Raw genomic sequence first — 16,284 nt, 5'->3', positions numbered from 1 at the left:
AAATCAGTGAAGCAACACATAAACGCCCACCAAAGGTAAGCAAATGTAATTGTTATGGTATTAATTTCTTAACTGTAGATTTTGCGTCTATATTCAAATGCAAGTTAATGAAATTAATAATAATCCCTTAGTCCATCTCGGCCAGTGTTTGATGAACAAACGCTGACAGGATGAGTTTGGATTGGGCAGAAACATCGACGAATTCAAATCCGTGCCTGTATTCCAGACCGTTTTCAGTAGGTGCCTGCGAACGCAATATTACATTCAGACTCAGGTATTCATCGTTACCCGCCGCACTGACTTTGAATTTAATGGTACCTACATCTCCCTTTTTGCCGACCACTTTTTTCATCACGCCGGAAGCACCGCCCATACTCAGGTCGCCCAGCGTAGCTGCTGCAGTTTGCTCGGGATCGCCGATCGTGACGGACGCAATGATTTTGACATTGGCACGCGAACCCTGGCGTATGGTGGTGCAACGGACTTGCTTGGGATAAGAGATATGCAGGTAAGGGTGGGGCGAATATACGGATTTGATGGCCGATGCGGTGAACGCATAGGCTTTTTTACCTGGGAACGCCCGGACTATAAAGGTTTGTCCGTCACGAATAATGACGGCTTTGCCATCAATGGCCGGCGCTGTCACCATGATGGACATATTTTTGACAAAGCCGATCAACTTCACTGTGTAGCGTACAGCGGTATGGTCGTGGACTTGCAGATACAGGGTTTCGCCCACGTTCCAGCGTACGCTGTCCAACTCCATCAGCGTATCTTTGTGCGCGTCTTGCGGAGCAGGACTGGAACCAGGTGCTGAAGATTGAGATGAAACTGGTTTGGAAATGGGCGTGAGTTTTGAGGGGATAGTGTCCCACATGGCATCTGGATTGCAGTACCCATGTTCAAGCAGGCCTTCCAGTTGATGCTGACTTTCAATTTTGACACCAGACGCCATCAACAGATGGCCTTGCTCGTCATAGATAGGCCATGGCGCAGTCTGACCTACGCTGATTTCCGTATGCTTGATCGGCATTAGTCCTGTTGCACCACCCATTTACTGTATCCATAGTCTTGATTATCAATCTGATTGTATATCGAAAATTGGAGCAAATTAAGCGTCTTGTTGTGCCTTTGTATAATAAAAAGCACTTATTGCCAGGGAATGGCAATAAGTGCTCTGTAAGGCCGAAAGACTAAGGTTTTTTGATGATGCCTTATTTACCGCTTTCTGCTGTGGATTTGACGCAATCTACAAAATAGCCACGTTTACCATCGATCTCTGCTTTGACCAGGCCATGGCAATCAGTTTCAAAACCAGGGAATTTTTCATTGAAATCTCGCACGAAACGCAAGTAATCAACAATAGTCTGATTGAAGCGTTCGCCAGGAATCAGCAATGGAATACCTGGAGGATAAGGCGTCAACAGAATTGCCGTAACGCGGCCTTCGAGTTCATCTATCGATACCCGCTCAGTTTCACGGTGCGCCATCATGGCAAAGGCATCAGATGGTTTCATCGCTGGTTGCATGTCAGACAAATACATCTCTGTCGTCAGACGTGCAACATCATGACCTTTGTAAGCTTCATGTATGCCCTGGCACAGGTCTTTCAGGCCCACGCCTTCATAGCGAGGGTTTGCCGCAGCAAACTCAGGCAAGATGCGCCACATGGGCTGGTTTTTGTCGTAATCGTCCTTGAACTGTTGCAAAGCAGTCAGCAAAGTATTCCAGCGGCCTTTGGTGATGCCGATAGTGAACATGATGAAGAATGAGTACAGACCGCACTTCTCAACAATAACACCATGCTCAGCCAGGTATTTGGTAACGATAGAGGCAGGAATGCCTGTTTCACCAAATTTGCCTTCCAGTGACAGGCCAGGTGTGACTATAGTCGCTTTGATCGGGTCCAGCATATTGAAGCCTGGTGCCAGTTTGCCAAAGCCATGCCAGTCATCTTCAGCGCGTATCATCCAGTCTTCGCGCGAACCTATGCCATCTGCCGCGAATTCTTCCGGCCCCCAGACCTGGAACCACCAGTCTTTGCCCCATTCCTGATCTACCTTGCGCATGGCGCGGCGGAAGTCCAGTGCCTCGAGGATGGATTCTTCTACCAGTGCCGTGCCACCAGGTGCTTCCATCATGGCGGCTGCGATATCACAAGAGGCGATAATCGAATACTGTGGCGATGTCGAAGTATGCATCAGGTAAGCTTCATTGAAGCTGTCACGGTCCAGTTTGCGTGTTTCAGATTCACGTACCAGAATTTGTGATGCCTGTGAAATACCGGCAAGCAGTTTATGCGTGGACTGAGTCGAGAAAATCATCGATTTCTTGGCACGTGGCCTGTCTTTGCCGATGGCGTGCATGTCTTTATAAAAGTCATGGAAAGTTGCATGTGGTAACCAGGCTTCGTCAAAGTGCAGGGTGTCGATCTCGCCATCCAGCAAGTCTTTCAATACTTCGACGTTGTACAGCACGCCATCGTAAGTCGATTGCGTGATAGTCAGAATGCGTGGCTTTTTGTTTTTGGCTTCGCGCGCAAAAGGATTGGCTTCTATCTTCTTCTGTATGCTTTCCATGCTGAATTCTTCCAGCGGAATAGGGCCGATAATGCCAAGGTGATTCCTTGTTGGCATCAGGAAAACCGGTATCGCACCACACATGATAATGGAATGCAGGATGGATTTATGGCAGTTGCGGTCCACCACGACGATATCGCCAGGTGCAACCGTGGAATGCCAGACCATTTTGTTGGATGTCGAGGTGCCATTGGTCACGAAGTAGCAATGATCTGCATTGAAAATGCGTGCGGCATTGCGTTCGGACGCGGCGACCGGACCGGTATGATCAAGCAATTGCCCCAGCTCTTCTACGGCATTACACACGTCGGCACGCAACATGTTTTCACCAAAGAATTGGTGGAACATCTGACCTATCGGTGACTTCAGGAAGGCCACGCCGCCTGAGTGACCCGGGCAATGCCAGGAGTAGGAACCATCATTGGCATAATGCACCAGCGCGCGGAAAAACGGCGGTGCCAGACCATCCAGGTAAGAGCGTGCTTCACGGATGATATGGCGCGCCACGAATTCAGGCGTGTCTTCAAACATGTGAATGAAGCCATGCAATTCGCGCAGGATATCATTCGGGATATGGCGGGAAGTGCGGGTTTCACCGTACAGGTAAATTGGGATGTCCGCATTCTTGTAGCGAATTTCTTCTACGAAGGCACGCAGGGACTTCAACGCGTAATCTGTTTCTTCATCGGTGCCGTCACCGAACTCTTCATCGTCAATCGACAGGATGAAGGCCGACGCACGCGATTGTTGCTGGGCAAACTGGGATAAGTCACCATAGCTGGTCACACCCAGTACTTCCATGCCTTCGGTTTCTATTGCGTCAGCAAGCGCGCGTATGCCAAGACCAGAGGTGTTTTCAGAACGGAAGTCTTCGTCGATGATGACGATGGGGAAGCGGAATTTCATGGAGGTCTCCAAAAAAGCTTGTTACAAGGGAGACGCCTGGGCAAGTTAAATCAACCGCTTGCGCGCCGAAAATTCAAAGAAGCGAATTCTCTCAGATATGTGGGGGCTGATGTGAAAAAATCGCTGTTTTTGGTTGGAAAATGCAAAATTTCATCTGATTGTCATCAAAGCAGTTGTTGTGCCGTATCTTGCATCGTGAAATACGTTTCAGGATGAATTTTATTCAATAAATCCTCAGTTCGACCTGCTACTCAGTCAAGCGAAAAAGTAAAAAAGAGTGCTCATATAAGCACTCTTTTGTCCTGGCAAGAATTGCTAAGATAATTGTCAGAAGCGATAACTTGCGGCAGAAAAGATTGTGACGGGATTTTTTTGGAAGACAAACGGGCTTCTGCCGGCATCACCATTCAGGTGGCTGATGGATGCACCGGTTGTCAATGACCAGTTGCTATCAATATTCCAATGCCAACTGGCACCCAGTTTGATATCTGAAATGCCTGACGATGGGGTGTACTGCGCATAACCACTAGCTACAGATTGCGCAGCAGTCACGCCATAGTAAGACTGCATATAGGCAGAATTAACCCAGTTTGCCCCTATGCTGGCAGACAATCTATGTTGTGGACTCAATAAAGTAGTGGCGCGCGCGCCAAAGCTGACTTGTACCCCATTGTGATCCAGGCCAGAACCATAGCGTACGGACGAGGCCAGAGAGAAATTTTGATCCAGATTGAAATTCAGGAATGCACCTGGTTCAATGGCAGTGTTGACGTCGCCCAGGCCATGCAGCTTGCCGGAGCGCGATTCATCACGGGCAGCTTCCAGAGACATGCGCAAACCATATTGCAGGCTTGCATCCTTGGAGAAATTATAGCCCAGGCCATTCACAGCACTGAAGAAAGCACCGTTTTTCCATTGTGCATCAAACATGGGATAAGCAGCCAGACGGCGCTCATCGGAGCCTGTATATTTGGGCATACTTAGCGCAACAGCACCCAGAGAGAAATTCACATCCTTGGGCAGGTAGCTAGTGGGAACCAGTTGCACAAATTGCGAGGTCTGTGCTCCTGCTGAGCACGCTATCGCCAATAATGTGATACCCAGTATTTTTTTCATTATTTTTTTCTCATTCTATTTTATTTGTGCAGCCAGGCGAGCCCCGCCAATACAACACCAACGCCAGCTACACCATAGGAAGCATATTGCAGCCATTTTTTCTTCGTCAGCAAGGTAATTGCTGCCAGCGAAATGGCAATTTGCACTGCAGTCATGGCCTGCGCCCAGCGATGATGTTGATGCAGCGCTTCCTCAGATTTTTTTTCCCAAGCTTTGCTTTCTTCTTCCAATGCTTCTGCTTTTTTCTTGATTTCTTCTTTTTCTAGCTTGTAACGCTCTACTTCTGCCTTGTATTTTGCAGTATCAGCGCCAGGAATAACCATTGCCAATTCCGCCAGGTTTTGCTTGCTCGATTTTGACTGATAAAAATTCCATTGGTTCGATGCTTCTGTCTTTTTAATGGCTGAATCATTCTTGTGCATGGCTGCATCATTTTGTGTCGCACCACCTTCATAACCAAACAAAGCACCTACAGTTGCCATAATGGCAGTCATTACTGCAATTTTGCTAGCGAAATCGTCATTGCTGTGAGCCGCATGTTCCAATTCATGGTCATGTGGTCCGTGTACGTGAAAACCGTGTCCTGACATAGTAATCCTAAATCTTTTTATAAGTGACAAATGCAAAATGTAAATTACTTGCTTCGGAGTAATGTTTTTCTCTTCCTGTCTTTTTCCATAGTAGTGGATCGATGGCAGGGAAAAAAGCATCACATGCAAATTCCTGTTGTATCTCAGTCACGATCAGTTCATTGGCCAGATCCAGGCTTTGCTGATAAATCTCGGCACCGCCAATAATGTAGGCCAGATCATCATTCAGCAAAGCGTGGGCGGCATCAAGTGATGCCGCAGTTTCTACGCCCGCATGCTGCCAGTCATGATTACGCGTGACTACAATATTGCGCCTGTTTGGCAACGCCCGACCTATGGATTCAAAGGTTTTCCTGCCCATGATAATGGCGTGACCAGTGGTGGTCCGCTTAAAGTGGGCAAGATCCTCAGGCAAATGCCAGGGCAGCTTATTATCTATGCCTATGCCCAGTCTGGAGTCGGTTGCAACAATAATACTTAAAGATGACATGCTCATGAATCCAGAGTTTAAACAGCAACAGGTGCTTTGATTGCAGAGTGGAATTGGTAATTGGCAAACTCAAAATCCTCAAACTGATAATCAAAGATGGATTCAGGTTTGCGTTTGATAATCAATTGACCCAATGGCAAAGTGCTACGTGATAATTGTTCGTTAACTTGGTCCATGTGATTGGAATACAAGTGGCAGTCACCACCGGTCCAGATAAAATCACCAACTTCCAGACCTGTTTGTTGCGCCACCATATGGGTCAACAAGGCATAGGATGCGATATTGAAAGGCACACCCAGAAAGATATCGGCACTGCGCTGATACAACTGGCAAGATAATTTGCCGTCAGCGACGTAGAACTGGAACATCATGTGACATGGTGGCAGCTTCATTTGCGGGATGTCAGCAACATTCCAGGCAGAGACGATAAGTCGGCGTGAGTCAGGATTATTGCGTATCTGTTCTATGACTTGCTTGATCTGGTCTATGTGTTCGCCGGACGGTGTAGGCCAGTTGCGCCATTGTGAACCATAAACCGGACCAAGATCACCATTGGTATCTGCCCATTCATTCCAGATAGAGACGCCATTGTCTGTCAGGTATTTGATATTGGTGGAGCCTGCCAGAAACCAGATCAGTTCATGCACGATAGACTTCAGGTGCAGCTTCTTGGTGGTTACCAATGGAAAGCCCTTGCTCAGGTCAAAGCGCATCTGATAGCCAAAGACTGACACTGTGCCAGTGCCGGTTCTGTCCGTTTTTTGGGTGCCGTGTTCTTTCACATGGCGCATGAAGTCAAGGTATTGGTGCATGGTGCTTAATAAATTGCTATGTTAGTTGCTATCTTATCTAAGGCGGCAGTATACCTTAGGGCAGGAAAAAACACTTGGAGATTGTAGAGAGACTGACTCAGTTGAGGCAATGAGCCAGCTTTTTGAGATCCGGTCTAATTGGTTTAGCGTTTGCTCAACAGGGGGTTGCTGGATTCCGGTTCGCCGGGTGCTACCAGCGGCAATTTGATTTCAAACCGGGTGCCCTGATCGACTATGCTGCTTGCATGGATAGTGCCGCCGAGTACATTGGAGATGATGTTGAAAGTAATACTCAGACCCAGGCCGCTGCCACCCTGACCAAACTTGGTGGTAAAGAAGGGTTCGAATATTCTGTTAATGATTTCTGCTGAGATACCCTTGCCATTGTCTTCAAAAATAATAATGACGTGGTCACCCTGTTGCGTCGCAGTGCAGCGCATATGACCTTCTTCACGTCCTTCGAGACCATGAGCGACTGCATTATTGACCAGATTGGTGAACACTTGACCTAACAAACCTGGGTAGCTGTCTAGCTGTATTTCACCAGGAATATCAAGTTCCAGCGTGAAAGGAGTTTTGCGCAAGCTCGAGTGCAGCAGGGCAGTGAGTTCTTGCAGCATGACCAGCAGGGCAAATTGCCGGCGCTGGGCGCTGGACTGATCAACGGCTACCTGTTTGAAGTCACCAACCAGATGGGCAGACTGTTGCAATCCTCGTAATAGCAATTTGGTGGAATCTACAGCTGTGGTTGCATAGCGTGTCAGGTCAGAACGCTTCATTTTGCCTTCTTCGACCATTCTGACCAGGTTGCGGGTTTCTTCTTCAAGGGTGCTAGCAACCAGCAGGCAATTGCCCAGCGGGGTATTTAATTCATGTGCTACGCCTGCCACCATAGAGCCCAGTGCTGCCATGCGTTCTACCCTTGCCAGTTCTGCCTGCGCTGAATTCACATTATTCAGGGCGGCTTCCAGGTTCTGGTTGACTGTTTCCAGTTCCTGAGTGCGCTGACGGACCTTGGATTCCAGTGTGCCTGAGTATTCAAGCAATTGTTGATTCTTGATTTCCAGTTCACCAAATGATCTTTGCAAAGCCTGGCGGGTGGCTTCGAGACTGGTTGCCAGGTGACCCAGTTCATCTTCGCGGTTCAGGGCAATAGGGTCATTCAGTTCGCCATTTGCCAGTCTGTCCGACTCGCCCATCAGTATTCTTACTGGTTGTACCAGACGCCATTGCAATACCACCAGGATAAATATAATAGCCAGTATCAGCGAAAGCACAGCGGTCGTGACATAACGACGGAAGTCGGATGCCAGACTCTCTTGCAGCAGGTCTTCTGCCAGTGTCAGCCTGACCTGGCCTATCACCTGACCACCGTGCTTGATTTCCCTGACCATGCTGGTGAACGGTCCTTTTTGAGTTTGCTTGCGGGTATCGTTCTTGATGAATTCTTTGCGGTCGGGCAGGGTAATCACTTCTATGGTTGCCACCCTGGGATCGGAATACACCACTTCGCTGGAGATATTGGCAATCTCGGGCGTGATCTGCCACAGGGGTTCGCTCAGGATAACGGAGAGAATTTCGACCAGGCGATTGTGATCTTCGGCATTCCTGAGCTGTGCCGCAGTTTCTATGGTGTGCAGGTGATAAGGGATGAGGATGGCAGCCGGGACGGTTAATCCGAATACAACAGCCAGAATAATCGCCAGTCTTAGCGTGATTCGGCGGCGTAGTGCGGATAAAAGATGTCGAAACTGCATTGCGAGGTCCTTGTGCAACACTTCCCGGAAGATATAGTCAGACGGAACATCATACATTTCCACCAGACATTCATATACAGATCAGGCATGGACAACCATGCTTGATGATCGCACAAACAATTTTAAAATACTAAAAGGTTTTTTGCGTTTCGGCAAGATATGATTCTTGAGTGCTTACTCAGTGTGTTCAATTGTCCAAAAAAGGACAAATTGTTGCGCAAGAGTTGTATCTAAGATATGTAAATTACGAAAGCAGAAGAAAAGGTTATTTGCTTTCTTCTACCCATGCCATCTGTATTGCTTCCAATACTTTTTCACCCCCTCGCGTGTGGTCATCATCAAACTCTCCCAGATCGACGATCCAGTTGTGCAGGTCAGTGAATCGTACTGTCAGTGGATCAATATCAGGGAATTTATCGTAGAGTGCTTCGGCGATTCTGAAGGTATCAGTCCATTTCATGATGTGCTCCACTTCTGACTATGCCAACGACGGGGGAAATCAGTATTAGTGATTTTCGCGTGCGTGATTGATGGTGTATTTAGGAATTTCTATGGTGATGTCCTGTTTGCCCAGTTTGACCTGGCAAGAAAGGCGTGAAGTTGCTTCCAGACCCCAGGCGGCGTCCAGCAAATCTTCTTCATCGTCAGTAGATTCATTCAAGGAATTAAAACCTTCGCGCACGACAACGTGGCAAGTGGTGCAGGCACAAGACATTTCGCAGGCATGCTCGATTTCGACATCACTTTCGACCAAAGCCTCGCACAGCGATTTGCCTTCTGGTGCATCAATGACTGTTCCTTCTGGGCAAAGCTGAGGGTGGGGCAAGACAATAATTTGTGGCATGTTGTTCTCGTAATCTGGCTATTTCAATATATATGGGCGCTGTCTGTAACGATGTCTGATGTTGCTCAGACAATCTCGTCGAGTTTTTTTCCGGCCAGTGCACTGCGCACGCTTTGGTCCATGCGGCGGGCGGCAAATTCTTCCGTCCCATCAGCGAGTGCGGTTATCGCATCATGCAGTAGCTGATGGTCTTTGCCATTTTTGAGGCTGGCGACCTGGTCCATCAACATCTTGATTTGTGTTTGCTCGGCGTCGCTGAGTAATTGGGCGTCGCCATTTAGGGCCGACTGGGTTGCCAATAAAATACGTTCGGCTTCGACGACTTCTTCACGCAATGCGCGTTCTTGCATATCGGCATCTGCCGAGGTGAACGAGTCTTGCAGCATGCGTGTAATCTCATCATCGGCCAGGCCATATGATGGTTTGACAGTGATCGCTGCTTCCACACCAGAGCGCAGTTCGCGTGCTGAAACTGAAAGCAAACCATCAGCATCGACTTGGTAAGTAATGCGTATACGCGCAGCACCTGCAGCCATGGGAGGGATGCCACGCAACTCAAAGCGTGCCAGTGAGCGGCATTCGCTGACCAGTTCACGTTCGCCCTGCACAACATGAATGGCCATGGCAGTTTGTCCATCCTTGAAAGTGGTGAATTCTTGCGCGCGTGCGCAGGGGATGGTGGAATTGCGCGGGATGACTTTTTCAGCCAGACCACCCATGGTTTCCACACCCAATGACAGAGGAATCACATCCAGCAGCAGCCAGTCATCACCAGGGGCACGATTGCCCGCCAGCAGGTTGGCTTGTATTGCAGCACCCAGAGCTACCACTTTGTCGGGATCAATATTGGCCAGTGGTGTGGTCTGGAAGAATTCACCAACAGCCTTGCGTACATGCGGCATGCGCGTAGCGCCGCCTACCAGTACCACACCATCGATATCATCTACAGTGAGGCCAGCATCGCGCAAGGCTTTGCGGCAAGGCGTCGTGGTTTTTACCACCAGGTTTTGTGTCATTTCGGCAAATGCTGCTGCACTGATTTGCAAATGGACAGACTCACCAGAATTGAGTTTGGCATCAATAAAAGTGCTGGGCTTGCTGGATAATATTTCCTTGGCTTCGCGCGCTTTGATCATCAGTGCACTGGTATCTTCATCAGACAAGGGCGGTAATTTGGATTCTTGCAAGATCCAGCAAAACAGTCGGTGATCAAAATCATCGCCACCGAGGGCAGAGTCGCCGCCGGTAGACAATACTTCAAATACACCCTTGCTCATTTTTAAGATGGAAATATCAAAGGTACCGCCACCAAGATCATAGACGGCATAGATGCCTTCTGAAGAATTGTCCAGGCCGTAGGCAATTGCCGCGGCGGTAGGCTCATTCAATAAGCGCAAGACGTTCAGGCCAGCCAGTTTGGCGGCATCCTTGGTTGCTTGTCTTTGTGCATCATCAAAATAGGCAGGGACGGTAATGACGGCGCCAACCAGGTCATCGCCCAGTGCGTCTTCTGCCTGCTGCCGCAGGGTTGCCAGAATTTGCGCCGACACTTCTACTGGGCTCTTGATGCCGGCCACAGTCTTGATCTGCACCATGCCAGGTTCATCATGAAAATCATAGGGCAGGTTTTCAGCGTAAGCGATGTCTTTCAAGCCGCGACCCATGAAGCGCTTGACTGAGGCTATGGTATTCCTGGGGTCATTGCTTTGTTCTGCCTGTGCCTTGAAACCTATATGCGCATGACCATTCGGCAGATAGCGCACTACTGAAGGCAGCAGCGGGCGACCCTCTTCATCGTTCAGCACTTCAGGGATACTATTGCGTACGGTTGCAACCAGAGAGTTGGTGGTGCCCAGATCTATGCCTACTGCCAACCTGTGCTGGTGTGGAGCTGTGGACATGCCAGGTTCAGAAATCTGCAGTAATGCCATGATGAGGTGGGATGACTTGACATCCAAAAAAGGGCAAATCAGCAGTGACAGATTTGCCGGGTTATTCGAAATTACTCTTCGAGAGCAGCGATATCCGCAATGAATTTTTCCAGGAACATGCAGGTGCGGATTTGCAACGCCGCATCCTGAAAATTATTCTGGTCAAGCGAATCTCCCACAGCGTGTAACTGTGTTCTCATGGCGCTGTTCAACTCGCGCTCCAGTCTCAGTAGCGCAGCCTGATTATTATCCTTGCGCGCGTCATCAAAGGATTCGCGCCATTCCATCTGCTGCATTAAAAATGCACCAGGCATGGAGGTATTGGATTCTGTCTGTAAATCCACGCCCTGCAATTCACATAAATAGCGGGCGCGCTTCAAAGGTTTCTTCAGCGTCTGGTAGGCTTCATTGGCTCGCGTTGCCCATTGCATGGCAATGCGTTTTTCAGCTTCGCTGGCTTGCACGAACTTGTCTGGATGTACGCGATTCTGTACTTCTCGGTAAGCTGCATCCAATTGTCCCTGATCAAGCGCAAACTGCTGCGGCAACTGAAACAGCTCAAAATGATTCTGCATCTGCACCAGCCTTAAATCCTGAAGCTTTCGCCACAGCCACATTCGTCCTTGACGTTGGGATTGTAGAATTTAAAGCCTTCGTTCAAACCTTCGCGGGCAAAATCCAGTTCAGTGCCATCGATGTAAGGCAGGCTTTTTGGATCGACAAATACCTTAACACCATGTGATTCAAAAATCTGGTCGTCGTTGCCGACTTCATCCACATACTCAAGCTTGTAGGCCATGCCTGAGCAGCCAGTTGTACGTACCCCAAAGCGCAGGCCTATGCCTTTGCCGCGACGTTCCATATAACGGGTCACATGTTTTGCCGCTTTTTCTGTGAGTGTGATAGCCATATTTATTCCAGTTTTTTGCTACTAAACTTTTGTTGCTGCTTTTTTTGAAACGAATCTTGAAACTAATTTCAGGCGATTTGTTCAGCGCTGTGCTTGTTTTTGTAATCCAGTACAGCAGCCTTGATCGCATCTTCCGCCAGGATGGAGCAGTGGATCTTAACTGGTGGCAGCGCCAGTTCTTCAGCAATTGCCGTGTTCTTGATTTCCAAAGCCTGGTCCAGTGTCTTGCCCTTGACCCATTCAGTCACAAGGGAAGAGGAGGCAATCGCAGAGCCGCAGCCATAAGTCTTGAACTTTGCATCCTGGATAACGCCATCAGCGCCTACCTTGATTTGCAATTTCATGACGTCGCCACATGCAGGTGCGCCGACCATGCCGGTACCTACCGTATCGTCGCCTTTTTCAAAAGCGCCGACATTGCGTGGGTTTTCATAGTGATCCAACACTTTTTCAGAATAAGCCATTTTGATGCTCCTTGATGTTTCTTAAATGCGTTTCTTAAATACGCTTGTTCAAATACGCATTCAAATTGAATTAATGCGCAGCCCACTGGATAGTGGAGATATCAATGCCGTCCTTGTACATATCCCAGAGGGGTGACAATTCACGCAGCTTGGCAACCTTGGTCTTCAGCAGGTCTATCGTAAAGTCGATGTCTTCTTCTGTCGTAAAGCGACCAATGGTGAAACGTATCGAGCTGTGTGCCAGTTCATCGCTGCGACCGAGTGCGCGCAATACATAAGAAGGTTCCAGGCTGGCAGAGGTACACGCAGAGCCGGATGATACTGCGATATCCTTGATCGCCATGATCAGGGATTCGCCTTCAACATAGTTGAAGCTGACATTCAGGTTGTGCGGTACACGGTGCTCCATGTCGCCATTGACATAAGTTTCTTCAATTTCTTGCAAGCCTTTTGCCAGACGGTCACGCATGGCGCGTACATGCGCTAGTTCGCTTTCCATTTCTTCTTTGGCGATACGGAAGGCTTCGCCCATACCGGCGATCTGGTGAGGCGCCAGCGTGCCAGAACGGAAACCGCGTTCATGACCACCACCGTGCATCTGTGCTTCCAGACGTACGCGTGGTTTACGGCGAATATACAGAGCGCCTATGCCTTTCGGGCCATAAGATTTGTGGGCAGAGAAAGAGACCAGATCAACCTTGGTATTTTCCAGATCAATATGTACCTTGCCAGTTGCCTGCGCTGCATCAGAATGGAACACAATACCTTTTTCGCGGCACAGTTCGCCAATTTCAGCGATAGGCTGGATGACGCCAATCTCATTATTGACCCACATCACGGATACGAGGATGGTGTCTGGACGGATAGCTGCTTTTAACTGATCCAGTGTAATCAGACCATTGTCACCAGGCTGCAGATAAGTAGCTTCGAAGCCCTGACGTTCCAGTTCACGCACGGTATCCAGCACAGCCTTGTGCTCAGTTTTTACTGTGATGATGTGCTTGCCCTTGGACTTGTAGAAGTTTGCTGCACCCTTGAGCGCCAGATTATTGCTTTCTGTCGCGCCGGAAGTCCAGATGATTTCACGCGGATCAGCATTCACCAGGTTTGCCACTTGCGCACGCGCATCTTCCACCGCTTTTTCTGCATCCCACCCATACATATGGCTACGGGAAGCCGGATTGCCATACTGCGCACGCAGGAAGGGAATCATCTTGTCAGCAACACGAGGATCAACCGGCGTTGTCGCCGAATAATCCATGTATATAGGAAAGTGTGGTGACTTCAGTGTGTCCAGCAGGCTTTGTTCCAAAGGGGCGTTCATTCAAAACTCCAAATATTCAAGAGGCAATGTGGCTGGCATGCACATGATGCATGACGACTACATGATTTTCTGATGCTTTCTGTCTTTGCTGATTGACCAGATCCTGGAGTGAAACAGAATCCAGGTAATCGACCATTTTGGCGTTCAGCGTCGCCCACAGGTCGTGCGTCATGCAGTGCAGGCCATTTTCATGATCAGTGCCATGGCAATTACCTTTGCCACCGCATTGCGTTGCATCAAGCGGCTCATCAACGGCAATGATAATATCGGCAACGGTGACATTCTGTGCCTTGCGGGCAAGATTATAGCCGCCGCCAGGTCCACGCACGGATTCAACAATTTCATGGCGACGCAGTTTTCCAAACAATTGCTCAAGATAGGACAGAGAAATATCCTGACGCTGGCTGATGCCAGCCAGGGTCACAGGCCCCTTATCTTGGCGCAGGGCCAGGTCTATCATGGCCGTTACGGCAAAACGTCCTTTGGTGGTAAGTCGCATAGTTACTCCGGGGATACTCCACGCAAGAAAAAGCTGAATGCCCTGAGTTGTTGAGCATTTTAGTCAAGTATAGCAAACTTGAGTAATCTTGTCAGGAATAGGCTTATAGTGAGGAGGGTGATGCCAGATGGGCTTTGCGCTCTGCTGTGTAATGCCACCAAGCCTGAGGTGGTTCACCATCCATGAATTTTACTATGGAAATGAAAACGTCGTAGACACAGGGGTCATGCCTGACTTTGGTCACAGCACAAAGTTCATCATACATCTGGTAGGGATTGCGTCCCTTGAGTTGTTTTGGCTCGGTAATACCCAGCAAGTGCAAGTCAGCCACCGTCGCCTTGCCGACATTTGGCAGTTGCTCCAACTGTTTGATGTCCTTGCAAGTGAGTGCTTTTTTCATAAGTATTTTTATTGTCCTGGCTGCTCGGGTCGCTTAATATGAAATTCTAAAACTAATTTCTGTTCCTATACAGTCAAAGACCGCCAAAAGGCGGTCTTGTCAAAGCTAATTAATGCTAATTGTCTTGATATGAATCAAATATCAAAGCTGATACCTTGTGCCAGTGGCAATGAATTGCTGTAGTTGAAGGTATTCGTGGTACGACGCATATAGGCTTTCCATGCATCAGAACCAGATTCCCGGCCGCCGCCAGTTTCTTTCTCGCCACCAAATGCACCGCCGATTTCTGCACCAGAAGGGCCGATATTGACATTGGCAATACCGCAATCGCTGCCAGCAGCAGAGACGAAGGTTTCAGCTTCGCGCATGTCTGTAGTGAAGATCGAAGACGACAAGCCTTGTGGTACTTCATTATTCAAGCTGATGGCTTGCTGCAAATCGCTATAACGCACGATGTACATGATAGGCGCAAAGGTTTCATGATGCATGGATGCCGTCTGGGCTGGCATTTCTACCAAGGCCGGGCTAACGTAAAAACCGTTTTCATTGCCCGCAACAACTTTGCGTTCGCCGCCAAATACCTGACCTTGTTCTGATTTTGCAATTGCCAACGCGCTTTGCATGGCATCAAAAGAAGCCGCATCGACCAATGGACCGACCAGAGTCGTTTTTTCCAGAGGATTGCCGACCGGCAGGCCTGCATAGATTTTCTTCAGGCGTGGCACCAGTGTGTCATAAATACTGTCATGCACGAACAGGCGGCGCAGGGTAGTGCAGCGCTGTCCTGCAGTGCCTACTGCGGAGAAGGTGATGGCGCGAACGGCCATTTCCAGGTCTGCACTAGGAGCAACTATCATGGCGTTATTGCCACCCAACTCGAGGATAGTACGTGTCAGGCGTTTGGCACAAACTTCAGCAACCTGGCGGCCCATACGGGTGCTGCCAGTGGCGCTGACCAGAGCGATGCGCTTGTCTTCTACCATTTGTGCGCCAGTATCGCGTCCACCTATGATCAATTCTGCCAGGCCAGTCGGAGCATCACTGCCAAAGCGGGCGACTGCCTTCATGAACAGGGCGTGCGTGGCGATGGCTGTCAAGGGCGTTTTTTCAGATGGTTTCCAGGTCACGCTGTTGCCGCAGACAAAAGCCAGGGCTGCATTCCAGGCCCAGACGGCGACCGGGAAGTTGAAGGCGGAGATCACGCCAACCACGCCGATCGGATGCCATTGTTCCATCATGCGATGACCAGGACGCTCGGATGCGATCGTCAGGCCATACAACTGGCGCGACAGGCCAACGGCGAAATCGCAGATATCGATCATTTCCTGCACTTCGCCCAGGCCTTCTTGCAGGATTTTGCCCGCTTCCAGTGTCACCAATTGACCTAATGCCAGCTTATGAGTGCGCAATTCTTCACCAAACAGGCGTACCAGTTCGCCGCGACGCGGTGCTGGCACGTTGCGCCATTGTAAAAATGCGGCATGGGCGCGATCTACGCGCTGTTTGACTTCTGCAGCAGTATCAGCGCGCAGGCTGGCGAGGTTCTTGCCATCTATAGGCGAGATGCTGTGTATGTCGCTACCCTGATAATCGCTCAAATTGATATCAAGCTCTTTCAGGATTGCCTGCAAAGTGGTGTTTTCCATCTTGTTTGCCTCGGTA

Annotated in this window: 17 protein-coding genes; all 17 read right to left on the bottom strand. The window is 49.2% G+C overall.

All coding sequences use genetic code 11. From position 1 onward, the window contains the following. Positions 1–127 precede the first annotated feature (127 nt). On the bottom strand, positions 128–1,033 hold the full coding sequence (locus ACO0LL_RS20295; protein WP_422952635.1) for a flagellar brake protein: 906 nt from the start codon (positions 1,031–1,033) through the stop codon (positions 128–130). A gap of 181 nt (positions 1,034–1,214) precedes the next feature. Then, entirely contained in the window at positions 1,215–3,485 is a 2,271-nt protein-coding gene (locus ACO0LL_RS20290; protein WP_422952634.1) for an Orn/Lys/Arg decarboxylase N-terminal domain-containing protein, read from the bottom strand. A 327-nt stretch (positions 3,486–3,812) separates the two neighbouring features. Further along, on the bottom strand, positions 3,813–4,601 hold the full coding sequence (locus ACO0LL_RS20285; RefSeq protein WP_422952633.1) for a MipA/OmpV family protein: 789 nt from the start codon (positions 4,599–4,601) through the stop codon (positions 3,813–3,815). A 20-nt stretch (positions 4,602–4,621) separates the two neighbouring features. After that, positions 4,622–5,191, bottom strand: coding sequence for a DUF4337 domain-containing protein (locus ACO0LL_RS20280; RefSeq protein WP_422952703.1), 570 nt, complete (start codon positions 5,189–5,191; stop codon positions 4,622–4,624). A 7-nt stretch (positions 5,192–5,198) separates the two neighbouring features. Continuing rightward, the gene (locus ACO0LL_RS20275) at positions 5,199–5,681 is read right to left on the bottom strand and encodes a dihydrofolate reductase (RefSeq protein WP_422952632.1); all 483 of its coding nucleotides are present in this window, start codon (positions 5,679–5,681) and stop codon (positions 5,199–5,201) included. Between the two features lie 17 nt (positions 5,682–5,698). Next, positions 5,699–6,493: a thymidylate synthase gene (locus ACO0LL_RS20270; RefSeq protein WP_422952631.1), complete on the bottom strand. Its 795-nt coding sequence runs from the start codon at positions 6,491–6,493 to the stop codon at positions 5,699–5,701. A gap of 143 nt (positions 6,494–6,636) precedes the next feature. Further along, positions 6,637–8,250 carry a sensor histidine kinase gene (locus ACO0LL_RS20265; RefSeq protein WP_422952630.1) on the bottom strand — a complete coding sequence of 538 codons (1,614 nt, stop codon included), beginning with the start codon at positions 8,248–8,250 and terminating at the stop codon, positions 6,637–6,639. A gap of 265 nt (positions 8,251–8,515) precedes the next feature. After that, positions 8,516–8,710: a Fe-S cluster assembly protein IscX gene (gene iscX, locus ACO0LL_RS20260; protein ID WP_422952629.1), complete on the bottom strand. Its 195-nt coding sequence runs from the start codon at positions 8,708–8,710 to the stop codon at positions 8,516–8,518. Positions 8,711–8,755: 45 nt separating this feature from the next. Then, entirely contained in the window at positions 8,756–9,094 is a 339-nt protein-coding gene (fdx, locus tag ACO0LL_RS20255) for an ISC system 2Fe-2S type ferredoxin (protein ID WP_422952628.1), read from the bottom strand. Between the two features lie 65 nt (positions 9,095–9,159). Continuing rightward, positions 9,160–11,025 (bottom strand): Fe-S protein assembly chaperone HscA, encoded by a 1,866-nt coding sequence (gene hscA / locus ACO0LL_RS20250; protein ID WP_422952627.1) that lies wholly within the window; start codon positions 11,023–11,025, stop codon positions 9,160–9,162. Positions 11,026–11,096: 71 nt separating this feature from the next. Beyond that, positions 11,097–11,600 (bottom strand): Fe-S protein assembly co-chaperone HscB, encoded by a 504-nt coding sequence (gene hscB, locus ACO0LL_RS20245; protein WP_422952626.1) that lies wholly within the window; start codon positions 11,598–11,600, stop codon positions 11,097–11,099. 11 nt (positions 11,601–11,611) lie between these two features. Further along, positions 11,612–11,935 (bottom strand): iron-sulfur cluster assembly protein IscA, encoded by a 324-nt coding sequence (gene iscA / locus ACO0LL_RS20240; RefSeq protein WP_110253627.1) that lies wholly within the window; start codon positions 11,933–11,935, stop codon positions 11,612–11,614. Positions 11,936–12,003: 68 nt separating this feature from the next. Beyond that, complete coding sequence (gene iscU / locus ACO0LL_RS20235; protein WP_422952625.1) at positions 12,004–12,399, bottom strand: Fe-S cluster assembly scaffold IscU; 396 nt, start codon at positions 12,397–12,399, stop codon at positions 12,004–12,006. 70 nt (positions 12,400–12,469) lie between these two features. Continuing rightward, positions 12,470–13,723 (bottom strand): IscS subfamily cysteine desulfurase, encoded by a 1,254-nt coding sequence (locus ACO0LL_RS20230; protein WP_422952624.1) that lies wholly within the window; start codon positions 13,721–13,723, stop codon positions 12,470–12,472. A gap of 16 nt (positions 13,724–13,739) precedes the next feature. Further along, positions 13,740–14,222 (bottom strand): Fe-S cluster assembly transcriptional regulator IscR, encoded by a 483-nt coding sequence (iscR, locus tag ACO0LL_RS20225; protein WP_422952623.1) that lies wholly within the window; start codon positions 14,220–14,222, stop codon positions 13,740–13,742. A 103-nt stretch (positions 14,223–14,325) separates the two neighbouring features. Then, complete coding sequence (locus tag ACO0LL_RS20220; RefSeq protein WP_422952622.1) at positions 14,326–14,622, bottom strand: helix-hairpin-helix domain-containing protein; 297 nt, start codon at positions 14,620–14,622, stop codon at positions 14,326–14,328. Between the two features lie 134 nt (positions 14,623–14,756). Continuing rightward, positions 14,757–16,268: an aldehyde dehydrogenase family protein gene (locus ACO0LL_RS20215; RefSeq protein ID WP_422952621.1), complete on the bottom strand. Its 1,512-nt coding sequence runs from the start codon at positions 16,266–16,268 to the stop codon at positions 14,757–14,759. Between the last annotated feature and the right edge of the window lie 16 nt (positions 16,269–16,284).

Origin of the sequence: Undibacterium sp. TC4M20W, assembly GCF_049340245.1 — a bacterium.
In the GTDB taxonomy this organism is placed as follows: domain Bacteria; phylum Pseudomonadota; class Gammaproteobacteria; order Burkholderiales; family Burkholderiaceae_D; genus Undibacterium.
Note: the sequence above shows the minus strand (reverse complement) of the source record. Positions and strands in the feature narration are given on the sequence as shown.